This is a genomic window from Adhaeribacter arboris (genome assembly GCF_003023845.1).
GTDB lineage: Bacteria > Bacteroidota > Bacteroidia > Cytophagales > Hymenobacteraceae > Adhaeribacter > Adhaeribacter arboris.
The window spans coordinates 924,755-950,178 of the sequence record NZ_PYFT01000001.1 but is presented as its reverse complement, the minus strand read 5'-3'; the positions used below and the strand labels follow the sequence as shown (position 1 = coordinate 950,178).

Genomic DNA, 25,424 nt, shown 5'->3' with positions numbered 1-25,424 from the left:
CAGGTATAAAAAAGCCGGATTAGATTTTCTGATCCGGCTTTACTTATAAAGAAAACTTTAAGAATTAACTATCCCAAGTCATCATTTTGCCTCGATCCTCGTTTTTCAGGCATTGAGCCAGCGTTTTTTGGTCGTATTCCAAACCGTATTGCTTTAGCACATCATCCGGTACCCCATCCCAGGCATTGGGCTGATTTCCTTTGTATTGCAGATCTTCAATGCCGATTTTACTCGTGAAAAAGCCAGTCGCCGTCATGTTTCGCATCAAGGTAAAAAAGGCCACCCCTTGCGCATTTTCTGGCGCGGCTTTTTCGGGATAGGCAATTAAATCTACCAGTTGAATTTGCTGTTTTTCGGTCGCATCGGCAAAAGGCTTATCGAACAGCTTCGTCGATTTAATATTCAACCAGCGCAATCCGCCCCGTAAAGGCGTTTGGTGACTCGGCTGGTCTTTGGCCATAAATTCTATAAAATCAGGCACTTTGGCATCCGTGGCACTGCCGGAGTGATCATCTTTGGGAATAATAATATCGCATAATATCGCAATGGTCGCCATTTCTTCTTTCGTGAAAAATTGCTCTTTCATGAGTTTGGCGTCCCGTTCTTTTTCTTCCGGTGTCCGGCCGTATCCATCGTCTTTGGCGTCGTCTTTTACTTCGGAGGTACTTTTCTCGTCACCTTTTTCGCCGTAATTTTTTTCGCAGCCTACTAACAAGGCGCTGGCACTTAACGACCCAATGGCTAAAACTTTCAGGGATTCTCTTCTGTCCATAATATTTACTTTTTAAGCTAAATAATAGCCGCTAGATATTCTGCTTTTTAAGATTATCAATAATAAATTCGGAAGCCCGCATCGATAAGGCCATAATCGTCCAAGTCGGGTTTTTATCGGCCTGCGACACAAACGGACCACCATCTACCACAAATAAGTTCTTTACTTCGTGCGCCTGACAGTTTTTGTTCAAGGCCGATTTACTCGGGTTATTGCCCATCCGTACCGTTCCTACTTCGTGAATAATCCGGCCGGGAGCCGCTAAACCGTATTGCTCATCCGCGCCCGGTTTTTCCCCGTTTGGTATGGCACCCATGGCGTGAATAATTTCTTCGAAAGTATCCTGCATGTGTTTGGCTTGGTTGATTTCCTGATCGGTCCATTTATAACTGAATTTAAGCACCGGTATACCGTATTTATCTACTACGTTCGGGTCAATTTCGCAGCGGTTATATTCGCGCGGCACACTTTCGCCCCGTCCGGAGAAACCAACGTTCGCGCCATAAAAACGACGGTAATCATTTTTTAATGAAGCGCCGTAACCACCGGCCGCTTTTACTTTGCCGTCTTTGCTCGGGTATTTACCATTTAAACGCTCAATGCCGGAACCAAAACCATAGGAAGGCATTCCCAAACCACCACCTAATTCGATGTGGTAACCCCGGGAAAAATTCAATTTTTTATTTCCTTCGAGCCACCACGGAACATATAAGTGCATGCCTCCCACTCCGTCTTCGTTGTAACGCTTGCGGTCCATTAATTTAGGTACAAACGCACTGCGTGAGGCGCCGGTAGAATCATGCAAATATTTTCCTACCACGCCGCTGGAGTTCGCCAATCCGTTCGGGTGCTGGGCTGATTTGGAATTAAGTAAAAGCCGGGCCGACTCGCAGGCGCTGGCCGCTAAAATTACTACTTTGCCGTTTACCTGGTATTCCTGTAAATCGGTTTTATCGGTGTATAAAACGCCCGTTGCCAAGCCGTTTTTATCCGTTAAAACTTCTCGGGCCATGGCGTTTACATACAAATCTACATTGCCGGTTTTGCGGGCAGGTTTTACTAATACGGTAGAGGCCGCAAAGTCCGCGTGAACCGAACAACCACGACCGCACTGCGAACAAAAGAAACAAGCACCCCGGTCTTTGTTTACCGGCCGGGTTAACATAGATAATCTTGCCGGAATAACGGGAATACCAATGCTGGTAGCCGCTTTTTTGATCATTAGTTCGTGTAAACGTGGTTTGGGAGGCGGCAGAAAATAACCATCCGGATCATTCGGTAAATTTTCGTTGGTACCAAATACTCCCACCATTTTATCTACCCGATCGTAGTACGGCTTTAAATCTTCGTAACCAATCGGCCAGTCATCACCCAATCCGTCTATGCTGCCCCGTTTAAAATCATGCGGCCCAAAACGCAAAGAAATTCGCCCCCAGTGATTCGTCCGGCCCCCAATCATCCGGGAACGGAACCAGTCAAATTCCGTTCCTTCCTGGCGCGTATAAGGCTCACCATCGATTTCCCATCCTCCGTAAGCACCATCAAAATCGCCAAAAGCCCGCGTGGTGTTGGCACCCCGCCGCGGCGACTGGTAAGGCCACATTAATTGCGTTTGCTGACCCGGATTGGCAGGATCGTAATCCGGACCGGCTTCTAATAAAGCTACTTTCAGACCTGCTTCGGTGAGGGTTTTAGCGGCCATGCCGCCGCCGGCTCCCGAGCCTACAATGACAACGTCGTATAATTCGCCTTTCTTTTTAATTTGAAATGCCATAAGGTGGGTTATATAAAGTGAACAGTTGGTTTAAGAATTCCGGTTTTCGGGTAAGATGCTCGGCAAAATCTTTAGGCAGCATTATTTCCAATTATTCGGCAAGCCTTCTTCTTTTCGGCGGATAATGTACTTATATTCTTTTGTATTTCCACTTTTCAGGAAGCATTTCCACTTAAAATAATTGGTAATCAAGGCATTTCTTTTCGATTAACTGTTTCAGAGAAAAAGCAAATTCCTGCATCGCCTTATTTCTTTCTCCGTTCCCTGATTTTTATATAAATTTTAAATAAACAGATCGTAAACCATTTCCAATTACCGGCGTTACAGTTTTTTCATTAAGCACCCTTACGCAACCAAAACATAAATTTTCCTTTGCTTTGGCGAGTATGTTTTTTATCACCGTTAAAAGTGTAATTTGCGAAGAATAAACAATTTCGAATATTTATGACTTACTGTTTAGGGATTAAGGTGAAAGAAGGATTAGTAGCCCTTGCGGATACCCGTATTACTGCCGGAACCAATACCACCGTTAAAAAAAAGATATTTGTTAACCAAAAAGAAAATCACTCGCTTTTTATAATGACCAGTGGCCTTCGTTCGGTGCGCGATAAAGCCATTCTTTATTTTCAAGAATTGCTCGAAGAAGGAGCCGTATACAACAAGCTATACAAAGCAGTTAGCGCCTTCGGGGAACAGGTTAAAAGAGTTGCCACGGAAGATAAAGCGGCTTTAGAAAGTGCCGGCTTTAAATTTAACTTAAATACTATTGTGGGTGGTCAGCTGCGGGACGACGCGGAACATAAATTGTTTTTGCTGTACTCCGAAGGAAATTGGGTGGAGTTAGACGAAAGCGCTCCTTATATAATCATTGGAAATTCTGGTCAGGGAAAAGCCATATTAAACCGGGTATTACATGCCGACAGCACCATGAAGCAAGCCTTAAAAGCCGGTTTTCTTTCTTTTGATTCTACGCGGGTGAGCAACAACGACGTGGAATTTCCGATAGACGTTGTTTTATACAAAAAAGATAGTTTTTCATTGGTAGATTATCGTTATGAGCAAAAAGACTTAGGAGAAATTTCCGAGATTTGGGCCCAAAAATTAAAATCAGCTTTAGATGCCATACCGGAAGAATGGATGGAATTGGCCTTTGATAAAATGCCTCAAATTGAAAATCAAGCCGGATGAAGTAGTTGTTCGTTGCTAGTTGTTCGATTGCTTAAGTAAGTTATCAAAGGATTAAGTACTTTGACGAAATGAACTACACTGCGGTTTACGTTAATTTTATGATTATTAAGAATTTTTTAATCGAACAACCAACTACTTATACCGAACAACTACTTATTAATAAATTATACTTCTAAACTAATTCCGTCGAAGTACTTATCAACGTATCCATGAAATTTCAGGTTAATAGCGAAATACAATACCAGGTGCTGCAACCCAGCACCTTCATTTTAGATATTCATGCTCTCCGGACTTCCACGCAAACAATATTGGAAGAGTCGTTGGTGGTAGATCCCTATCTCCGGGTAGAAGAGTTTAGTTCGGCTCAAAACGCCAACCGCTTTATCCGGCTGGAGGTGGTGGAGCCCATGAATTTTAAAATAACTTATAAAGCCACCGTGGATACCCTAACTCGGGTCATCGATCAAAAGCAAGAAAAAGGAGTTGTTCCGGTAGTGCAGTTAGACGGAGACATTATTCCATATTTGTTCCCGAGCCGGTATTGTCAATCGGATAAGTTACAGCGGCTGGCGAATAACAAATTCGGAAAAGTTGAAAATACCTTTGCCAAAGTAGTAGCCATTACGGATTGGATTTACGAGAATGTGGAGTATTTAAGCGGCAGCACCGATTCGCAAACGTCTGCCTACGATACCGTTACCGAACGGGCGGGGGTTTGCCGCGACTTCGCGCATTTGGGTATTGCTTTGTGCCGGGCACTATCTATTCCGGCTCGTTATTTTACGGCTTACGCCTATAACCTGAACCCACCCGATTTTCACGCCTGTTTCGAAGCTTACATTGGTGGACATTGGATTATTTTTGATGCTACTAAACTGGCGCCGCTGAATGGTTTGGTTAAGATTGCCAATGGCCGCGATGCCGCCGATGCCGCAGTGGCCAGTATTTTCGGCAATGTTGTTTGCCAATCTATGCAGGTAAGCAGCGAAGTTTTGGAAGAAAACTTTGAACCTTTTTTCTACGATAGTAAGGAATTAAAAGCATTATCTTATGAGTAAGGTAGTTATAAAAGAAGTTTTCTGATTGAATTAGCTATAGGTTAGGCATAGCAGCCACCATGTTGGGCAAAGTAATTCCATCATTAAACACCTAGTTTAAAATAAATAATAGAGTTCCAGCAAGGCAAATAGATAATGTAATTACAAAACTTGTAATAAAATATTTTTTGAGGTTAACTGGCTGACTATTTTTCAGCAGAGATCTATTTAACAAAAAATTAAAAAAAATTAGAATTAAAATTCCAAATAATCCAACAAGTCCAACAACTGAAAATCTTAATAAAAAAGCTCTGAATGGTTCTCTTACCAACCTTTCATGATCTTCAATTGTCCCTATAGATAATAAGCTTAAAAAACCCATTGCTAATGACCATGTACTAAGTATTAAACAGTTAAGGAGAGTAATAAAATTTTTAAGCATTTATAATTTTATTCTCAACTTCAAGTAATTACAGAACAAATTTACGGTAAAATCCTCGCCAGAATTTTTCCTTCCGATTCCCAAATACCTAAAACTTGTTGATTAGTTAAAGCGGCCAAACGCGGATAAGTGCCTGTACCTATTTCCTCCGGACTTAGTTTTCCCGGAGCTAAGGCCATAATCTGGTTACCGTGCTGCCAAACCAGATAATTACCTTTTGCGTTTTTCACTAAAGAACTGGCCCGGCCTTCTCCCACTTTTCTTTCCATAGCACCGGGTTCCGCGTAATAAACCGTGTTTTCCCGCCGCCAAGTTGTACCCAGTTTGCCTTGTTTGTTTAAAGCTAAAGCTCCACCATCCATCGGGCAGGCTTTTAATACCCAGGTACCCATACCTAGTTTTTTAGCCGGACCAAAGGTTTGTCCGTTATCGGTAGAAGTTACCAGGTACATATCCCGGGAACCCTCTAATTCATTACGGAACATTATATACACATTCCCTTTGGCATCGGCAGTAATAGAAGGCCGGCAGCAAGGGCAAATTCCTCCTTCGGGCGAAGTATATGCCAGTTTATTTTTTGACCAGGTTTTACCCCCATCTTTGGAAGAAGCAGTGAAAATATTGTTTTTCTTACCTAATCGTAAATCCAGCCAAACGGCGTGTACGGTATTATCTTTTCCGGAAGCTAAAGCTACAAATCCTTCTTTAGCGGTGGTATCCTGGTCTAGTAAGTTAACGGGCTTGCCCCATTGATTTGATTTATTCTTTAACTGGTATACCATTATTTTGCCGGTAGGGTCGGCAGCGGCAATCACCGTATAATCTTTCGTAGTTGTTAACTGAGGACCACGTGTCATACCTAATGCCAATTGCTTTTGTTTTCCTATTTTTTGGGGAGGGGTGAAGGTCTCACCATTATTAGTGGAAGTAGTATAAAATATTTCTTCGGCCTGGCCGAATACTACTTTAATGGTGTTGTTTGGATCAACTGCCACGGCTGGTTGTTTGCCAAATGTGCTTACCGTAACAATTTCCGGTGCTACTTTTTTATTTTTAAAACTTAAGAATATACACGAAGCTGAGAGAGCTAAACAAACAGCTAAAAAAGAGTACTTCCGATTTTTCATTTTGGGTAATATCACTCTAGTAACTATTTTTAACATAAAGAGGCATAAAATTTCTATATCAATTATCTAAGTTACGGTTTTAACCTATACTAGAAGCACAATCTTATTACTCTTTTCAAAAATTGTGTAACGCTTCGGGCTGAATGCAGAACTACCTTTGTCTTATTATAAAGAATAAAGAATTACTGGTATGGAAACAAGGATTCAACCTTCACCAACTTCCGTGGAAAAGGATAATGATAAAAATAAAGAAATAATGCTACCCGTTACCGGCATGACCTGCGCTGCCTGCGCCGGAAGTGTGGAGTCCATGGTAGCTGGTATACCAGGAGTAAAAAAAGCCAGCGTTAACTATGCTACCCAGAATTTACAAGTTGTTTATAATTCCAAAAAAGTTCGGTTATCTGAGTTGCGAAAAGCTGTTAAATCCATTGGGTACGACTTAATTATAGATGCTGAGAATGCTCGGGAAAAGCAAGAACAAGCCCAACAAAATCATTATCAATCGCTCAAAAAGAAATTATTATTTGCTGCTTTACTTACTGCTTCTATGGCAACCGTAGGCCTGTTTTTCATTCATTTGCCTTACAGTAATTGGATAATGATGGCACTTTGTGCTCCCATTCTATTCCTATTTGGCCGAAACTTTTTTGGGAACGCTTACAAGCAAGCCCGTCACGGAAGAGCCAACATGGATACCTTAGTAGCTTTAAGTACGGGAACCGCTTTTAGCTTTAGTGTTTTCAATACCTTATTTCCAGAGTTTTGGCAAGCCCGTGGTTTGCAGCCGCACGTTTATTACGAGGTTGCTGCCATGATAATTGTGTTTATTTTGCTAGGTAAATTATTGGAAGAACGCGCAAAATCGAACACCTCCTCCGCTATTAAAAAATTAATTGGCTTGCAGCCGAAAACAGTTTGGTTAATAGAAAACGACCAGGAACGCGAAGTACCTATTGCCGATATTCAGCCTGGTCAATTATTGCTGGTACGTCCGGGGGAGAAAATTCCCGTTGATGGCCAACTTGCTTTTGGCTCTTCCTTTGTGGATGAATCTATGATTAGCGGGGAACCCGTACCCATTGCCAAACAAGTGGGAGATAAAGTATTTGCCGGCACCATTAATCAAAAAGGCAGTTTCCGGTTTATTGCTCAAAAAGTAGGCAGTGATACTTTACTGGCTCAAATTATTAAACTAGTACAACAAGCCCAGGGTTCCAAGGCCCCGGTACAAAAACTGGTAGATAAAATTGCCGGAATTTTTGTTCCGGTGGTAGTTGGATTAGCTTTGCTTAGCTTTATTATGTGGTTGGTCTTAGGTGGCACCAATGGTTTTACCCAAGGGTTATTGGCTTTTGTTACCGTTCTGGTAATAGCTTGCCCTTGTGCTTTAGGTTTAGCAACCCCTACTGCTATTATGGTGGGCGTAGGCAAAGGAGCAGAATCAGGAATTTTAATAAAAGATGCTGAAAGTTTAGAACAAGCGCACCGATTGAATGCCTTGGTTTTAGATAAAACCGGCACTATTACCGAAGGCAAACCAGTTGTTAGTAACTTAATTTGGGCTCAAGAAACTCTTGCCCGGCAAACAGAGTTAAAATCCATTTTGCTCACCCTGGAACAGCAATCGGAACACCCTTTAGCCGAAGCTATTGTGCGTTACCTGCGCGAGAAATCGGTTTCAACCCTTCCTCTAACTGATTTTAATAGTGTTACGGGTCAAGGATTACAGGCCGATTTTGGAGGCAGAACTTATCGTATTGGTAGTTTGCCTTTTATGGTAGCAGAAAAAATTCATCTTTCTACTGAGTTTTCGGATTTAGCTGATACCTGGGCCGAAGCGGCACAAACCATAATTTTCTTGGCCGAAGAACAGCAAGTAGTGGCAATTCTTTCAATCGCCGATAAGGTAAAAGAAACTTCTGCGAAGGCTATTCAAACTTTACAGGAACAAGGCCTAACGGTGTACATGCTCACCGGCGATAATACCCGGACCGCAGCTTCGGTAGCTCGACAGGTAGGTATTACTCATTTCCAGGCGGAAGTGATGCCCAGCGATAAAGCCGACTTTGTTAAAAAACTGCAAAGCCAGGGTAAAATAGTGGGTATGGTAGGTGATGGTATTAACGATTCGCAAGCCCTGGCTCAAGCTGATGTAAGTATTGCGATGGGCAAAGGTTCGGATATTGCTATTGATGTCGCTAAGATGACCCTTATTACTTCGGATTTACAATTACTACCGAAAGCCATAAAATTGTCCCGGCAAACCGTACAAGCCATTCGGCAAAATTTATTCTGGGCGTTTATTTATAATTTGATTGGTATTCCGGTAGCAGCGGGTATTCTTTATCCGGCCTTTGGCTTTCTGCTGAGCCCCATGATTGCCGGAGCGGCTATGGCTTTAAGTTCGGTATCGGTAGTAACTAATAGCCTGAGGTTGAAAGCGAAAAAGTTTTAAATTTTTAATTCTTTTGCCGGGTAAATGATTTAGGCAATAATTGTATTAGGCTGAATTTATTTATCCGGCACTACTTTTTTAGAAGTTTCCAGTTTATACTTCAAAAACTTAGGTTCAAGTATTTAAGATTAAGGATTATATTTGCGGCGTGAAGAGATTGGCCTTTCTATTAGCGGTGCTGGTGTTGGTATTAGCAATTATTCCTTGTTGCCTGGCCGATAATTGTCCGAATGAAAAGCCGGTTACGGAACAAGCTAAAAAGAAAAACAGCGATTCCGACAAAGAAGATGGCCTTTGTTCTCCGTTTGTCAGTTGTCCGGGTTGTCCGGGTTTTACTTTCTTACCTGTTACTTACAAGCTAGTTATACTTACTTACCCCCAAATTCAGGCGAATACTTGGTACCAGCAAAATTTTGCTTCGGTATATTCGTCTTCTATCTGGCAACCGCCTAAAATTACTTCTTTCATTTTTTAAAGCTGTGTTCTTACCTTTTTTAGAGGTAAGGCAATATCTTATTTTATTTTACAATTGTTATTCTTAAAGAAATGAAGAATGTAATGCTGTTCTTACTAGCTTGGTTCAGCGCGGCCATTGCTTACGGACAAAATACCTTAACTGCTTATTTAAAAGATGCCGAAACGCAAGAACCATTAATTGGCGCTACTGCTGTATTACTAAACACTAATCTGGGGGCTACTACTGATAATAAAGGGCAGGTAGTAATTAATAATATACCCAACGGAACCCATACTTTTCGCTTTTCCCACGTAGGTTACACCGAAATAAACCAGGTAATTTCTTTTCCCCAGTCCAGTATCGAACCACTAACCATTTTACTGCAAAGTAGTGGCGAAGAACTGGAAACAGTAGAAATTACTTCTACCCGCAGTACCCGTACCATTCAGGATATACCTACCCGAGTAGAATTTATTGCCGGCGAAGAACTGGAAGAAAAAGGAAACATGAAACCCGGGGATATCCGGATGATCTTAAGTGAAAGTACGGGTATACAAACCCAACAAACCTCGGCTACTTCGGCCAACGCCAGTATTCGTATTCAAGGATTGGATGGGCGGTATACTCAAATTTTAAAAGACGGCTTTCCTTTATATTCGGGCTATGCGGGTGGTTTGGGTCTCTTGCAAACACCTCCTCTGGATTTAAAGCAAGTAGAAATTGTGAAAGGCTCGTCGTCTACCCTATACGGCGGAGGAGCCATTGCCGGCTTGGTTAATCTTATTTCTAAAACTCCCCAGGAAGAACCCGAACTCCGGTTTTTACTAAATGGTACTACGGCAGGCGGTCTGGATGTAAATGGCTATTATAGTAAGCGGTGGCAAAGAATTGGTTTAACAATGTTCGGGGCGCGCAACAGTAACTACGCCTATGATCCTTCTCATTCCGATTTATCGGCCATTCCTCAATTTAGTCGCTATACGTTCAATCCTCGCTTATTCTGGTATCCATCTCCAAAAACGCATTTGAATTTAGGCCTTAACTCGGTTTTAGAAAATCGTTTGGGCGGAGATATTCATTATATTAAAGGTGAAAAAGACAATAACCATTCGTACTTTGAACGGAATAAAACCAAGCGTTATTCTACTCAGTTGGGTATCAATCATCACTTAAACTCCGGCAGTCAACTTAATTTCAAAAATAGTGTTAGTTACTTTAACCGCAACCTGCAAATTCCGGCGTATTCCTTTAACGGCGAGCAGGTAAACACCTTTAGTGAAGCTACTTATACCTACGCAAGTGAAAAATGGGATTGGGTAACGGGTTTAAATTTATGGACGGAAAATTTCTGGGAAAATCCTTCTGATAATTCTATCCGGCGGGATTATAATCAAACTACTTTCGGCGCTTTTGTCCAGAATACCTGGAAAGTACAAAACTGGCTGCACCTGGAAACAGGTTTAAGAAATGATTATGTTCGGGATTACGGCTTTGCCTGGTTGCCCCGGGTGTCGGCGCTTTTTAAAATTAAACCTAATTTTACCTCCCGCCTGGGTGGTGGCTTCGGGTATAAAGCACCTACTATTTTCACGGAAGAAACAGAACGCCTGCAGTACCGGGGTATTTTACCTTTAAATCCGGATGATCACCAATTAGAACGCAGCTATGGCACTAACCTGGATTTTACGTATCGAACTGCCTTTGCCCAGGAAGCCATTAGCTTTAACGTAAACCATTTGTTTTTCTACACTTTTTTAAACCACCCATTAACCTTGCGTAACTTTGGCAACAATACTTACGCCCTGCAAAATAATACGGGCCATTTGGATACCAAAGGCACGGAAACAAACGTCAAAATTGGATACGAAGATTTTAACTTGTTCCTGGGTTATACTTTCACGCATACTATTATTCACGAGAGTAACCGCAAAACGCTTAATCCATTAACCCCCAAGCATAGAATTAATGCGGTACTCATGTACGAAGTAGAAGAAAAATGGAAAGTTGGTTTAGAGTCTTATTATTTCAGCAAACAAAGACTTACGGATGGTACCACGGGTAAATTTTATGTTATTACTGGTTTTATGGCCGAAAAATTATTCGAAAAATTTTCTTTTTACCTCAATTTTGAAAATTTTCTGGACGTGCGGCAAACAAGATTTGATAATATTTATACTGGTAGTATCATCAACCCAACATTCCTGGATATTTATGCTCCATTAGATGGTTTTGTAGTGAATGGAGGGATAAAGGTTAGATTATAAAAAGGTAACCGTTTTTTAATTTTTTATTAAATAATTAACAAGATATACTTTGAACTGTTTGTCTTTGGAGTCTTTTCCAGTCTCCATGGATCGGTGCTGATGTAGTTTGAACGGTAACTTGTTTGCCTCCTGCTCGGCGGGCCTCGTTTGGTTCTTTCGGGCGGGAACGTGCGCAGCACGCCCCTACACGTCGGAATCCTGACAGGCGTCGGCACCGGAACCTTAGAAGGCCCTCCACCGCCAAACTGCTGTCGTTTATTCTTAGCTGGCAGCCTGCTGATTCAAGCTATTTATTTAATTGAAATTTTAGTGAAATATAAAAGAGCCAACTTGTTTTGAACAAGTTGGCTCTTTTATATTCTGACTTTCAGTTATTTTATTTTGAAATTAGAAAATGCATAATAGGAAATGAAAAAGTTATCACAATTTTATTTAAACTAATGCTCGATTAAGGTAATAATCAAATCAATGTTGATTGTTAAGATAATTGGTAGAGCAGTTAGCCCTCATTTTTAATTCTTAATTCCTAATTTTTAATTTACCCAAGCAATAGATTACTTTTTCTGTTCCGATAAGAAAGTTACCAGCGAGGCAAATTCTTCGTACGATAACGCGTTTGCCAGACCGCTGGGCATCATAGAAGTTTCCATTTCTTTGCGGGATACAATGTCACTGGTTTTAATCGTGAAAACTTGCCCGGCAATATTGCGCATGACTACCTTATCGGCGGTTTCTTCGGATACAAACCCAGTATACGTTTTATCTCCTTTGGCGGTAATGGTAACGGTAGCAAAACCTTGCGATATAGAAGCATTGGGCTTCAGAATAGATTCGGCAATTTGCTCCCGGTTCATAATAGAACCAATCTGACCCATAAATGGACCTTTTAACGTTTCACCTTTTTTTATACTGTGGCAGGCCACACAACCTTGCCGCGCAAAAAGACCTTTACCTACAACTGGGTCACCTTTAATCTTGGCAATTGCCAGCATTACGTCTTCAATGGAAGTTTTTCCAATTTGCCCTTTTTGATTCCGGATTTTATCTAAATCAACTTTAACCACTTCGTTAGCGGCTACGGAATCTTCCCCGCCAAATTCCGTAATTTCCATGCGGTGGCGGCTGTTTAAATCGGCGTATAACTGTTTGCCCGCTGCATCTGCTTTACTCCATTCCTCTTTTAAGAATTTTTCAATTTTAGGGGAAGCTTCCCAAGTAATAGCTTTGTAATAAGGTCCGTGCGAATCGGGGCGAGTACCCCACCACCAGGATCCATCATAAGGTGCTTCTTTTTTGTAAAGCCGGGACAAAGTAATCAGAATTTGATTTTTTATTTTTTTATCTTTCGTTTGTTGGTAAGCATTAATTAAACCATCTACTGCTTTCGGGTCGTGCAGATAACGCAATGTCCATAAAGCCAAAGTGGAGTTCTCGGTGCTGATTGCTTTCACGCAGGCATCTACCGCATGTAAACTTACTAAAGCCCGAACGGCTAAATGAGCCGGAATAATGGCTGGATTGGGAGTGGCATGGGGTCCTTCGGTATTTTTTTCGGGCGCCCCAAAGGAATCAGGTACCTTTATTTGTAATAAGGCAGGAATTGCTTCCGGACGACCTAAACGACCTAAGCTTACAATAGCTGCAGTTTGCACTCTTACAGATGGGTCTTTTAATCCTTGCAAAAATGGCTCGGTAGGTACTCCGGTCAACCGGGTTTTACGATCACTAAGTGCGCGCAAGGCAAACTCACGCAGGTCGTTTTCCTGGGTTAGTTTTACTATGTCGGCGGTTCCTTTTTCGCCGGCGGCCTGAGCGTAGGTATACAAACCGGCCACCCGGGCAAATAAAGGCAAACTTTTATTCGCGGTTATTTTCCAAATAGCTTCGGTTGTTTTTTTACCGGACCGGGTAAGCAGTTCTTGTTGCGCGTATAAACGAGCTACCGCACTTTCTGATTTTAACAAATCTGTTAATTGGTTTAATGAGGCTTTCTTAAGGTCCGGAAATGGTTTGTAGGTCCAATTTGCCGGTACAGCCCGTACTATAAAACCTTTGTCCGGATTACCGGAATAACCAGCTCCATCCCAGGCGGAAAGATACATCCGCCCAGAGCCATCTACGTCTACATCGGTAATTTGCGGTAACTTGATAAATTCTTCGTCTTTTTGCCGGAAGCTAGGTCCGTCCGGAGTTACCCGGTGCACGTATAACATGCTTCTTCCCCAATCGGCCATTAAAGGAAAGTGGTTGTATTTCTCGGGCCAGGTAGGCTCATCCAAAAACAAAGATCCGGTTCCGGAGCCACCACCTAAATCTACCAAAGCAGGAATAATTTCGTCGGTAAAATGTTGAAACAGCACGGGATAACCATATTCGCCGGACTGAATCTGATGACTGAACCGAATGTTCCAACCTCCTCCATCATTGGTATTACCCCGGGTAAAAATGTTCATGTACGGGTCAATGGCTACATCGTAGATGTTACGCATACCGTGGGTATACACTTCCATTTCGGTGCCATCCGGCCGTACCCGTACAATTCCGCCGCCCAACATCGTAAGTTTTTTACCCGAACGATCCACGGCATCATGAAAACCAAAGTCGCCCACGGCAATGTAAATCCAGCCATCAATCCCCATCCGGATGCCGTTAGTGGCGTGGTCCGTACCGCGGCTTTGCAAAAAATTGGGATTACTAATACCTTGTATCAGCGGCTTAGAAGGACCATCAGCTATTCCGTCGTGGTTTTTATCTTCGAAAACCACTAAATCCATGCCGCTGGCTTTCTTGGTTTCTTTCGAAAAAGTTGTATGCATCACAAACAGCTGATCACCTACGGAAATTATTCCCCGAGGGTCATCCACTTGAGCAAAGGTGGTATGCTGATCTACTTTACCATCGTTATTGCTGTCCACTAAACGTACAATACTACCTTTTCCCGGCTCCTTACCCAAAGAACCAATCATATCTACGCCGACATAAACTTCGCCGGTTGGGGCAACCGCCAAACAAGCCGGACTGGGAGTTAAATCGGGTCCGGCAAAATTGCTGATTTTTATTTCTGCAGGTCCTTCCTGGCTAATAGTCGAAGCAGGTTTACTTTTTAGTGTATGGGGCTGATCCAATTTTTGAATAAAGCCAAATACTATCAAAAAAGGATAAAATAAGCTTAAGGAGATTTTTAACATTTTTCTCTATAATAAAATACAAAATTTAGTGATGAATACCGGGATAAAATTATTGGAGTTTAGTCAACTTAACTAATTGAATCATTGCTTAAATAACTACATTCATCAAAGTTACTCATTTTACGGGTTCACTCAAACGATGCGTAACAATTTCAAATTCTTATTGATTAAAAATTTCAAGATGTATAATAAAGAAACGGTAAAGCTAAAAATTATACTAAAAAGACGTATTATAGCTGTTTATCTGTGGAGCCGGTGCCCGCCTCTAGGCGGCGGTGCTATCTTATTTGAACCGTAACCAGTTTGCCTCCTGGCCGGCGGGCCTCGTTAGGCTCTTTCGGGCGGGTGGGAACGTGCGCAGCACGCCCCTACACGTCGGAATCTTGACAGGCGTCGGCACCGGAACCTTAGAAGGCCCTCCACCGCCTAACTGATATCGTTTATTCTTAGCTACTGCCTATCACAAATACGCCTTTTTAATTTGGTATTATTAAATTATATAAAGCAAGATTTTACAATCAGGAAGAGCTTTATTTTAAGGGATGTAAGTTTTCGTCGCGGGAAACTTTCCAGATAAAACCATCTAACACATAGTGCGTTATTTGGGGCAAGGCTAACAAGGGCACCACAATGGTCAGCAAAACAGTATCCTGCAATTGGGGTAATAGAGAAAAGAAAGAGAATACCTGACGGTGCTCCCGCCACACCAGCCCATCCCAGAGTCCTTCCTCCAGATACGCTAACAAAGTAACCAAACCTACAAATAAAATAATGCCCGTATTCCGGTAAATTAATTTGTGCAGCTTGGCCACCGGCTGACAATTTCTACTGGCGTGAATCTGCTTTTTCTGACCGTAAATCCAAACTAAAGCCAGGTAAGGAATGCCGTGCGAAACCACGTTAAAAGTGGTATAAATTAAATCGCCGTTATAATACACAATACCCAGGTACCAGGAAAGCAAAGTGCCAAATACTACCAGGTTACGGGGAATATTGGTTGTCTTATTTTGATAGATAAACCAGACTTCTTTTACTACATAAACCAGAATGATGAATATATAAACAACGGTAAGAATAGGCAGCAACCCTGGGTAAGAAATAGAAATAAAATCGCCGGCCATGAACCAGTTAAAAAGCCGTTTACCTTCTAAATGCCAATATAAAATTGGGTAAATAGTAGCCGTATAAATGGTGATTACATTTATTTGCCTTTGCCATTTGGTTACGCGCTCTTTGCGGGAATAAAGTTGCAGAAAACCGTATTGCTGCCGGATAAAATGGAAAACCGCTAAATAAGCCAGCACACGCCAGAAAAGCATATCATCTAACCCGTATAAAAGCATACCTAATACCCAGGCAAGCAACGGTACCAGAATCATTAAGGATTTTTGTTTTTGAAAAGCTTCTTTATCCAAATAAGTGCGAAACAGCGTGCTGTATACATGGCTTACATCAATGAGTAATACCAGCACCACCCAAGCAATTACCGGCATATCTTTGTTTTGCTGGAAAAAATCCGGAAAAGCTATAATGGCTAATAAACACAGAAATGGCGGCGACACAATAAAAAGTAAATCAACTGCTGCCGAATGCAGCCAAGGCTGCTTTGCTTTAAGCATCTTGATTCCTTTCTAAAATTTGCTGGGCGGCATTTATCCCCTGGTAAAAGGCTTCTTCAAAAACGGAAATACCACTTAAATCGGAATGAGCAAAGAAAATTTTATTTTGAATGGACTGCGTTGCTTTTTCGCGTTGTTCGCCCCAAATAAAACCTACCGTTGGCCGGATCATTCCGTGGCCCCAAATCCATGAATCTAAGGTTTCTACCTGCGACCGGATATTGGGGTGCGGTTTTTCGAGTTCCGTTACTACCAAATCCTGCCAATATTCTTTACTTTTCTGGTAAGCTTCGCCGCGGACTTTTCTCAGGTCTTGCCCGGTGAGCGGATAGTAAAAGGTAATGGTTTGTTTCGGTGGATACAGTTGCACTTGCTGGTGATTCGCGTATACGTAACCCAAAGCCGGACTGCCATAAATAACATTATCCCAACACAAAGGAGTACCCCGCCCTAACGGTAATTGTTTAACGGTAATATTTGCCACTAACCAGGTAGAATAAGTAAAATCATTTACAGGTCTCGGTTCTTTTAAAGGCAAATTGCTCAACAAGCGTTCATTTACAAACTGGGGAGTAGCCAGAATACATTGCCGAGCTAAAAGCCTATGCACTTGGTTAGTAGTTACATTCCGGTAATCAATGGCAACCCGGTCGTGCAGGAAACTTATTTTATAGGCTAAAGAATTCGTGCGAATATTTTCTTCCCCTATTTTCCGAAGGCGGTTTGTCAGCCAATTGTTTCCTTCCGGCCAGGTAAGCACCCGGTCCGAATCGGTGTTGGCTCCGGTTGCTTTACGGGCGGCAAAATAATGAATACCGGCCCAAGCCGAGGTATCTTCCAACCGGGAACCGTAATCATCGAGGCAACAATAATTCAAATACCAGCGCAAATGCGGCGAAGTAAAATTTTCCTGCTGTAGCCATTCCTGCATTCTAACTTTATCTAACCGGCGGTAAAATTCATCGGAAGAAGAAGTTGTAATTGGAATGGCAAACGCGTATTTCTCATCGCTGCCTTTGGCCCATCTGAAAATTTCCATGCGGGCCAAAAAACGTTCAATTTCTTTTAGCTCCGGCTCTGGAACTCCCCAATTTGGAATCAATCCTTGTTGCCAGTAGCCATTGATAAATAAGCGTTCTTCGGGGTCAAAGCACAGGTAATATTCATTATAAATGGGTAATCCTTTTTCATCATATCCGGTAATTACCCCTTCTTCCTTTAAAAAATTTAATAATTCTGTTAAATTATTATTGGGTAAAGTTAAATAATGAGCCCCCCACGGAAAAGCCGTATGTTCGTTTTTACCCGCTGCCGCATTGCCCCCGGTTTGATCTTCTAATTCCAGTAATACTACTTTTTTACCACTGTTTTGATGGAGCCACCGATTGGCCGCTAACCCGGCTACTCCGCCACCGATAATTACTACCTCTGCTTCTTCTATATCCTCCGAAACAATGGAAATACCTGTCCGCAGTAAATGGCCGGCTTTAGAAGAGGGGCCTGCTAAACTACCTTTAATGGATTTTAGTTTAGTTGGCTGACAACTGGTAAGGTATGAGCCTAAAAAAGGAAAACCTGCTGCCAGTAAGGCACTCTTAAAAATAAACTTTCTTCTCCCCGGCTGATCCACAAATTTAATTTAAATAATGCGCCCATTCTTCCTCGAAATAATGGACCAAGGCTTGATTATTTAGTTTATTGATTTCCGTTGGTAAGGCCGGCATATCTTTCGGGAAAACGCGCATTTGCTGAAAGGTAGGATTGTCCAGAAACCGCAGTTTTTTAGAAAATTCTTTATTTACATTCAAATGTAAACTTGAACCAGCCAACACAAATCCCCAGTCGCCGAAAGAAGGAACGTGCGCGTGATAAGGCAAGGTAGTAAAACCCACACTTTTTAAAGTATTTACCACGCACCAATATGATTTTGGTGCTATAAACGGTGAAGTTGCCTGAATTACTACTAAGCCATTTGGAGTTAATGATTGTTGGAGTAAACGGTAAAAAGTATTCGTATATAATTTACCAATGGAATAAGTAGAAGGATCGGGAAAATCTACCACCACAAAATCAAACAAATCGGTCGAATTTTTTAACCATTGAAAAGCATCGGCATTTAATACCTTTACTTTTTTAGATAAAAGCGATTCCTGGTTTAATTTTGTAAGCGAAGCGTGGGAAGAAAAAATCCGGGTCATTTCCGGATCTAAATCGACCAAAACCACTTTTTTAATGCTCGGATAACGTAATATTTCCCTAACCGCTAAACCATCGCCGCCACCTAAAACCAATACCTTTTTGGGGTTCAAAATAGCATTCAGGCCTGGGTGCACCAAAGCTTCGTGGTAGCGGTATTCATCGGCGCTGCTGAACTGTAAATTGCCGTTTAAAAATAGCCGGAAATCGCGGGAGTTGCGGGTAAGTATAATCCGCTGGTAAGGCGATGAAGTGGCATACACAATTTTATCGGGATAGGTGAGGCTTTCGGTAAAGGCCAAAATTCGTTCGCTGGTCACAAAACCTAACGTGAGTAAAACCATTACTACCGCGCAAGTTACTTTCAGGTAGGCGGGCCATTGCAGTTCTTGTTTAAAATAAAAACAAAGCGCCAAAGCTACTGCCGCATTTAATAAGCCGAAGAAAAAAGAAGTTTGCAAAATGCCTAGTTGCGGCATTAACAGCAACGGAAAAATAATAGAAGCCAATAAAGCACCGATGTAATCGAAGGTAAATACTTTGGAAACCAAATCTTTAAATTCAAAGCGCCCTTCCAGAATGCGCATGATTAAAGGAATTTCCAAGCCTACCAAAATACCTGTTAAAGAAACCAGCAAGTACAAAACTAACCGGAATGACTCCACTCTATCAAACAGCAAAAAAAGCAAAGTAGAGCTAAAGCCACCTACCAGCGCCACCAGCACTTCAATCTGAATAAACCAGGCTACCAGGTTCCGGTTAAAAAATTTAGACAAGTAACTGCCAATCCCCATCGAGAAAAGGTATACGCCAATAATGGTAGAAAACTGGGTAACCGAATCGCCTAATAGGTAACTAGCCAAGGTGCCCGCTACCAGCTCGTAAATTAAGCCGCAGGTGGCTACCACAAACACAGAAAATAGCAATAAAAACGGAACTTGAATGCGCATACCCGAAATTTACCCGTGAATGGCCGAGGCAATAATAATGGCAATGGCCAGCATGAAAGCCGCAAACAAAATAGCTAAGGCCATGTTCTGTTTTTCCAAGATTTCTTTCCAGAGATTTTCGGGCGTTACCATTTCAATAATCCAGAAGGCAGCAAACAAAATTCCAATACCCAAAATGGAGTAAACCAGCGAAGAAATAATGTACTTATAATTAAGGTAATTTTCCATGCAGCGAATCATTTATGATAAAAGCGTGAACTTCTGACTCTGGTATTTTCCCGGCTACCGGGTCCGTTCGGGTCAAATTTTTCGGTATCGTCGCCGAGCATGCGCGTACCCGTTACCCCCGCGTAAATAAAGAAAGACATAACTGCTCCCAGATACAGAAGAAACAAGTTAGGTAAGGAAAATTTAAATTTTTTCATTGGGTTTTAATCGGTATAGGGGGAATAATCACTGTTCATCCAGCGGCGTTTTTCAAAAGTATAATTCCGGAACCATTGAATGCCCGGAAAAATTAAAACCAAGACTAAAACAATCCAGAAGTTAGACCAAATGGGTACATCCTGCACAATGGTTAAGCTAAATAAATTTACGGTGGTGTAATTCTCGCGGTAAGGTTGAATAATAATTTGGTAGGTGCCATTCGGTAAAGCCGAAATCAATTTTTTAGTCTGCTGACTGCCCTCCGACCAGCTTTCTCCACCTTCGTAACCACTGTAATGCTCTACCCCCATCTCGAAATCATATTCCTGGTGGGTTCGGGTATTAACTAAAGTAATACCCGTTGATAACCAGTTATTACTTACCGGCGCATAAAGCGTGAACTCCAGGTTAGACGTACCCGCCCAATTTTGATTTATGGTAATAGTAGGACCCGCCAGCGGCGTTAAAGTATTGCTTACATAAGATTCGGGTAAGTTAAAAGTGGTATCGGCGAGCACTACTTCTTTGCTGCTTTTAACGATGATAGCCTGGCAGAAAATCAAAAATAGAGTAGTAACTAATACAATTACTTTTAAAAAATTAAACGAAAAACTGCTGGAAAAAGGCTCCGAAGCGCCAATTCCCGCTGGAACCGGCAAATCATGGGTAAGATTAAATGCTTCTTTCACCATTTCCGGCTCTAAATACTCGCCCAACAACCAGGTTATTTCATTATTCGCGATGAGGCGGGTCATCATATAAGGCGGAGCCACGTATTCGGTGTAATGGCCGCTTTCATCCATAAGATCCCAGAAAAACTCTCCTTCGGCGTATAGCACATGGGTCTTGTATTTATTGTACAATTTAAATTCATGCCCATTGTAATAGAAAGAATACAGGTGAGTTTTACCGTGCGAATAATCGGAAATAAACCGGAAAAAATTCCAATGCCCATCGTACTCGGCCAAAAAAGCATAACCGTGCACCGGATTAAACAACACGTATTCCCGCCAGTAATAAGCGTAATTTTCTTCTTTGTAGCTAACAAAACCCACTATTGCGTAAACTACCTCGGCTAAACGGCCTTTTTTGCGGAGAGGCAAAAGCGGAATTTTCTCGTTTTTAGACTGAAATTGCTTCTGCACCACCAAGGTTTTTTCCCGGGTCCGAAATAATTTGTGGCAGGAACCGCAGGCTACGTATATAGCTTGAGCATAGGTCACCAACCTGACTGGTTGCTGACAATGCGGACAGGCTATCGTCATTTGCCCGGGAAGCTGATCTTGATCTTTTACCTCATGCCCAATCATGATGCTGCCGGAAATTTTGAAATTGTAAATCGCCTACTTCTACGTATTGGCCGGTAAAAGCCTCTAGTTGGTTTTTGGTAAAAACGTGCGCCAAAGCCAATCCGCCATTCAAATTGTTAAACTCCAGGCGAATAAATTTTTCGTTATTTAAATAAAAACCGGGTAGTTCTCCTTCTGCCATCACCTTAAAACTAACATCAATTTTTTCCAGAAAGTAATCGGAATTATTAATTTGTATTTTTTTGGTTATTACCGGATTCTCAAAAGTTTGCCGCGTTTCTTTTACTATTTTAAAGATGCTATAATTCCCGGCCCAGTCGCCCAGCCAACCCGAAGTACCGTTGTTAAAATGCAAAAACCAATGATTCCGGTAAGTTTCCTGAAAAAAGTACTGTATCCGGCCAATAACCTCAAAACTTGTTTCCTCAAAACTACCCGTGGTACCCAAACGAATTACACTCATATCTTCGCGCACGGCTTCCATTTTATCCAGGGTATTCGATTCTAATTGTACCCGCCGCGAAACCGTTTGGCACTCCGGACAAATAAGGCCAACACTAAATTCCGATTTAAACTGGAGCGGGCGATCACATTGCGAACACGAAAAAGGTACTTTGGTCTGGTAAAACATACTAGTATTTAGTTCATAGTCCATAGTTCATAGTTCACAGTTCACAGTTCACAGTTGTAATTTCATGCATATCCGCCTATTATAGGTTAAACAACTCGTCCTATTATAGTTGACGGAACATTAGATTTAAATAATCTTATTTCATATGAATTGTTACCCTTTGTATTCGTTTTTAAAGTGATAATGAGAAAGTGGTTTTCCATTCTCTTATCTTTCAAAAAAATGAATTTCAACTTACTTAACCAAAGATTTTTGTTGTAAGAAATAACAAAATACTTAATTTAAGAACATAGAACCATAAAAATATTAAAATACCGCCGTCTTCCGGCAGAATAATTTATATTTGTTCTTCATTCGGCGCGCTCAATTAATGGCTTTTGAACCTCTTACATATTTATTGGATTGTAGTGTTTCTGACTTTCAGAAGTTAGAAGACCCGGAGTTTACCTTGCAGCTGCTGGAAGATATTAGGGTTGTATGCGACTTTCAGGTAATTAGCCGTAATTACAAAAAATTTCATCCGCAGGGTCTTACCGCCATGCTCTTGTTGGCCGAATCGCATATCAGCATTCATACGTGGCCGGAAAAAGAATTATTCTGCATCGATATTTTCACCTGCAAAGGGAAAATCAACTTATCTGCCATTATCCAACTATTACAAAATAAACTTCCTAACCTGGTTTTGCTGCAAGCAGAAGAAATAAGCCGGCGCGTTTATAACCAAAACGAAAGTATACACCAACAAGAAGCGGCCGTAATTACCCGAATACCGGAAAAATAATAAAAGCTGGTGCGGGCACATTTTTATCACTTTTTTCTTTAAAACATCTTTTACCCGCAGTGCTCTGAACGAAATTTTATCCGGACACCATTTACTTTCCGGCCGGTTTTAGATTATGTTACTCGTAACCTAAGCCATACAGCGGCGTTAAAAAAGTAGCGTTGTAAAATATTCCGGGAACCTAAGGTGAATGGAAAGCTGATTAGTTGTAAAATTTAAAGTTTTAGAGGATGCTAGCAGAAAAAGTTATAAACCCGGCAGTGGCAAAATACGATGTCGCCCAGATAATGGGAGGTTTGTACGGCGATGGGATTATTGCCTTAAAAGGGGCATTTAGCCGGAAATGGGTTCAGCAATTAGATGAAGATATTTGGCCCTTGTACGAGGCTGCTTTAAAGCGCCCCGGAGGGGCGGTTGGGCGCGGCCCGAAGCGACATTACGTGGAGATTCACCCGGAAGATATCCGGGGCTTTGTGGAGTTGGCGACGCACCCTTGGGTTACCGCCGTTAGTGAGGCGGTCCTAGGTCCGGACTACAAAATTGTGGAAATTGGCTTTGATATTCCTAATCCGGGAGCCATGGACCAACCCTGGCACCGCGATTTTCCGGCCCCGGAAGATACCATTATCGGACGTCGTTTAAATTCTTTGGCTTTTAATCTTACTACCGTTGATGTAACCGAAGACATGGGACCGTTTGAAATTGCGCCGGGCACCCAGTGGGATTTGCCCATTAACTTTGAGCACGAAATGTTTCCTTCGAAAGCAAGCTATGCCCGGTATAAAGAGCGAGCGCAACGGAAAATGCCGCAAATGGGGGATATTTCCGCTCGTTCGGCTTTAACTATTCACCGCGGAACGGCTAATTATTCAAATAAGCCACGGCCCGCTTTGGTGTTAGGCGTCGATTCTCCTACCGCCAGAAATGCCGAACGCCATGATTTACAAATTACCAGAGCTTATTTCGAACAAATACCGGAAAGTTTAAAGGAACATCTTACTTACCGACTGGTAGATAAACTGGAACCTATTTACCAGGCTCATACCATTGAAGGTTTAATGATGGGCGAAGCTTAAACAGATTTAAGTAGTAAGCTACTAGTATCAAGATTTCAGATACTAGACTTACTCTTATATATGACTCATTATCGGTAAATTAAGTTAAGGCTATTTCTTCCAATTAGATTAAATGAATTAACCAGAGAAATAGCTGAAAAAAGAATTAATATTTTTCTGTTGCCGGCAGTTTTTTGGTTTATACCGCACCTAATACTACCCGGTTTCCTTCAAAAATTATGGGCACCGAAAGCAGCGCCCGGAATTGTTTATAGCCGGCTTTTTCCGGGAAGTACGCGTGCAAAAACAGGTGCGGCTTACCATCCGGGGCAAGTACTACCGAAGGGTGGCCCGGCGCCCACCACTCCGTTGTAGATTGAAGAAAAGGTTGCGGCATTTTCCGGTAAGGCCCTAAAAGTGAGTCGGCTATGGCCACTCCTATTCCGTATTGATCGGTGGAGAAATCGTTGCCGGCATAAAACAGGTAAAACTTATTTTGGTGCTTGGTCACCCACATTCCTTCCACCAAATGCGCTTCCCAGGCCAGATCATTCTCGATAATTTTAGTTCGTTCTCCTACCCGGCTGGAACCATCCGACGATAAAGGCTGAGCGAACATGGGCGTTTTCATGAATTGTTGAATGGTTTGTATCTGCTCCTGGATAGGCTCGGACTGATTCGCTCGTAAAACCGTAAGACGATCGTAGAAAAACAAATACCTGGCAATTACCGCTTCAATGAATACCTGGTTAAATAAAAAACGCTCCATGGGCTCCAGCTTTCGCACCCAGGGCCACAAGGAGGCGATAAAAGAAGCAGTAATCTGGTCTTCTTTTTCCTCAAATAAGGCCGGTATAAAAAGGGGATATTCCTGAAGAAAACTAATTAATTTACCGGGCCAGACATCGTTATTATCTTCTTTCCAGAACAAAAAAGCCGTCCCGTCGTCCTGCACAAAAACGTGCGGGTCAATCACATTTCCTTTTATCACCGGTTTAGCATCGGCCACAAATGGACCTTCAGGTAAGGAAGATTTGGCTACGCCAATGCAAAGTTCCCGGGTTTCTTTGTCACGGGCCACAAAATAAACGTGAAATTTTCCGCTAATGTGGTGCATTTCCGGCGCCCAATAATCGCTCACCAATTCGTCGTTTGCCGCCCAGTTAGGTTTCTGGTCTTCCGGAAAAACAAAATCCACGAATTCCCAATCCAGCAAATTGCGCGAGCGAATAATCGGAAAAGCGTGCGGCGCATCGTTTGAAGTTGAAAGCAGGTAATAAAGCGCCTCCGCTGGATTAGATTGCTCCGGCACCCGGATTACCGCCGGATCGCCGAAACCATACAGCATTTGCGGGTGCAAATTTTTACTTAACACCTCCCGGTAAGCCGCCTTAAACTGAGGATTAGCTTTCACCTGTTGGCGGTTCTGGGGCAAACGTAATCCGAAATCCAAGGCTAATTTTTCAAAAAAGTTTAAATACGCTTTATGGTTTCGCTCGTCTAGTTGGTAATGGCAGGTTTTCCTTTCGTTGGTTAAAGAATCTTGCCCGATTACCGTAAAGGAAAACAGTTTAGTAGGCGCGTTTAATTCTTCCCTTATTTGGATGGTAAAAGGAAAGGGTATTCCAGCGGGAGAAGTCAGTTTTATTTCGGAAATTTTGTCTGCGGAGCTTGTTTCTTGCAGCTGCATTTTTTATCAAGATTAACCAATAAGTTTTCCGGCCAAAATCAGGATTTTAAATAGAAATT

At 42.0% G+C, this 25,424-nt stretch carries 20 protein-coding genes; 7 read left to right on the top strand and 13 right to left on the bottom strand.

All coding sequences use genetic code 11. From position 1 onward, the window contains the following. Positions 1-64: 64 nt before the first annotated feature. Positions 65-772 (bottom strand): gluconate 2-dehydrogenase subunit 3 family protein, encoded by a 708-nt coding sequence (locus tag AHMF7605_RS04075; RefSeq protein WP_106926693.1) that lies wholly within the window; start codon positions 770-772, stop codon positions 65-67. A 31-nt stretch (positions 773-803) separates the two neighbouring features. Then, a complete protein-coding gene (locus AHMF7605_RS04070) occupies positions 804-2,546 on the bottom strand; it encodes a GMC family oxidoreductase (protein ID WP_106926691.1) in 1,743 nt (580 codons plus the stop codon). A gap of 444 nt (positions 2,547-2,990) precedes the next feature. On the opposite strand from AHMF7605_RS04070, the gene AHMF7605_RS04065 reads away from it, so the two are divergent. After that, a complete protein-coding gene (locus AHMF7605_RS04065) occupies positions 2,991-3,734 on the top strand; it encodes a peptidase (RefSeq protein ID WP_106926689.1) in 744 nt (247 codons plus the stop codon). 209 nt (positions 3,735-3,943) lie between these two features. Next, a complete protein-coding gene (locus AHMF7605_RS04060; RefSeq protein ID WP_106926687.1) occupies positions 3,944-4,792 on the top strand; it encodes a transglutaminase-like domain-containing protein in 849 nt (282 codons plus the stop codon). A 91-nt stretch (positions 4,793-4,883) separates the two neighbouring features. On the opposite strand, the gene AHMF7605_RS04055 is transcribed toward AHMF7605_RS04060, so the two are convergent. Beyond that, complete coding sequence (locus AHMF7605_RS04055) at positions 4,884-5,213, bottom strand: hypothetical protein (RefSeq protein ID WP_106926685.1); 330 nt, start codon at positions 5,211-5,213, stop codon at positions 4,884-4,886. Positions 5,214-5,254: 41 nt separating this feature from the next. Then, a complete protein-coding gene (locus AHMF7605_RS04050) occupies positions 5,255-6,340 on the bottom strand; it encodes a sialidase family protein (RefSeq protein WP_158267451.1) in 1,086 nt (361 codons plus the stop codon). A gap of 190 nt (positions 6,341-6,530) precedes the next feature. Here AHMF7605_RS04050 and AHMF7605_RS04045 point away from each other — a divergent pair, with 190 nt between their 5' ends. The 3 genes from AHMF7605_RS04045 to AHMF7605_RS04035 all read left to right on the top strand — a co-directional run bounded on the left by AHMF7605_RS04045 (position 6,531) and on the right by AHMF7605_RS04035 (position 11,519). Continuing rightward, a complete protein-coding gene (locus tag AHMF7605_RS04045) occupies positions 6,531-8,798 on the top strand; it encodes a heavy metal translocating P-type ATPase (protein WP_394336187.1) in 2,268 nt (755 codons plus the stop codon). Between the two features lie 148 nt (positions 8,799-8,946). Next, a complete protein-coding gene (locus AHMF7605_RS04040) occupies positions 8,947-9,273 on the top strand; it encodes a DUF6660 family protein (protein WP_146153512.1) in 327 nt (108 codons plus the stop codon). A gap of 71 nt (positions 9,274-9,344) precedes the next feature. Next, positions 9,345-11,519, top strand: a complete 2,175-nt coding sequence (locus AHMF7605_RS04035; protein ID WP_106926679.1) for a TonB-dependent receptor — start codon at positions 9,345-9,347, stop codon at positions 11,517-11,519. A gap of 554 nt (positions 11,520-12,073) precedes the next feature. Here AHMF7605_RS04035 and AHMF7605_RS04030 read toward each other — a convergent pair. From AHMF7605_RS04030 to AHMF7605_RS03995, 8 genes are all read right to left on the bottom strand, one after another. Then, entirely contained in the window at positions 12,074-14,707 is a 2,634-nt protein-coding gene (locus AHMF7605_RS04030; RefSeq protein WP_106926677.1) for a DUF7133 domain-containing protein, read from the bottom strand. Positions 14,708-15,237: 530 nt separating this feature from the next. Then, positions 15,238-16,326, bottom strand: coding sequence for a hypothetical protein (locus AHMF7605_RS04025; RefSeq protein ID WP_106926675.1), 1,089 nt, complete (start codon positions 16,324-16,326; stop codon positions 15,238-15,240). Further along, entirely contained in the window at positions 16,319-17,956 is a 1,638-nt protein-coding gene (locus AHMF7605_RS04020) for an NAD(P)/FAD-dependent oxidoreductase (protein WP_158267450.1), read from the bottom strand. The genes AHMF7605_RS04025 and AHMF7605_RS04020 overlap by 8 nt, the downstream gene beginning before the upstream one ends. Before the next feature lie 4 nt (positions 17,957-17,960). Then, positions 17,961-19,472 carry a polyamine aminopropyltransferase gene (locus AHMF7605_RS04015; RefSeq protein WP_106926671.1) on the bottom strand — a complete coding sequence of 504 codons (1,512 nt, stop codon included), beginning with the start codon at positions 19,470-19,472 and terminating at the stop codon, positions 17,961-17,963. Positions 19,473-19,481: 9 nt separating this feature from the next. After that, on the bottom strand, positions 19,482-19,700 hold the full coding sequence (locus AHMF7605_RS04010) for a DUF350 domain-containing protein (RefSeq protein ID WP_106933339.1): 219 nt from the start codon (positions 19,698-19,700) through the stop codon (positions 19,482-19,484). Positions 19,701-19,708: 8 nt separating this feature from the next. Beyond that, on the bottom strand, positions 19,709-19,897 hold the full coding sequence (locus tag AHMF7605_RS04005) for a hypothetical protein (protein WP_106926669.1): 189 nt from the start codon (positions 19,895-19,897) through the stop codon (positions 19,709-19,711). Between the two features lie 6 nt (positions 19,898-19,903). Next, positions 19,904-21,208, bottom strand: a complete 1,305-nt coding sequence (locus tag AHMF7605_RS04000) for a DUF4178 domain-containing protein (protein WP_106926667.1) — start codon at positions 21,206-21,208, stop codon at positions 19,904-19,906. Further along, complete coding sequence (locus tag AHMF7605_RS03995) at positions 21,195-21,863, bottom strand: DUF4178 domain-containing protein (RefSeq protein WP_106926664.1); 669 nt, start codon at positions 21,861-21,863, stop codon at positions 21,195-21,197. The genes AHMF7605_RS04000 and AHMF7605_RS03995 overlap by 14 nt, the downstream gene beginning before the upstream one ends. Positions 21,864-22,209: 346 nt before the next feature. Here AHMF7605_RS03995 and speD point away from each other — a divergent pair, with 346 nt between their 5' ends. Both speD and AHMF7605_RS03985 read left to right on the top strand, forming a co-directional pair. Continuing rightward, on the top strand, positions 22,210-22,620 hold the full coding sequence (gene speD / locus AHMF7605_RS03990; protein WP_106933338.1) for an adenosylmethionine decarboxylase: 411 nt from the start codon (positions 22,210-22,212) through the stop codon (positions 22,618-22,620). Between the two features lie 230 nt (positions 22,621-22,850). Further along, the gene (locus tag AHMF7605_RS03985) at positions 22,851-23,696 is read left to right on the top strand and encodes a phytanoyl-CoA dioxygenase family protein (RefSeq protein WP_106926662.1); all 846 of its coding nucleotides are present in this window, start codon (positions 22,851-22,853) and stop codon (positions 23,694-23,696) included. Positions 23,697-23,874: 178 nt separating this feature from the next. On the opposite strand, the gene AHMF7605_RS03980 is transcribed toward AHMF7605_RS03985, so the two are convergent. Then, positions 23,875-25,365 (bottom strand): glycoside hydrolase family 43 protein, encoded by a 1,491-nt coding sequence (locus AHMF7605_RS03980; RefSeq protein WP_199200192.1) that lies wholly within the window; start codon positions 25,363-25,365, stop codon positions 23,875-23,877. Positions 25,366-25,424: the final 59 nt, after the last annotated feature.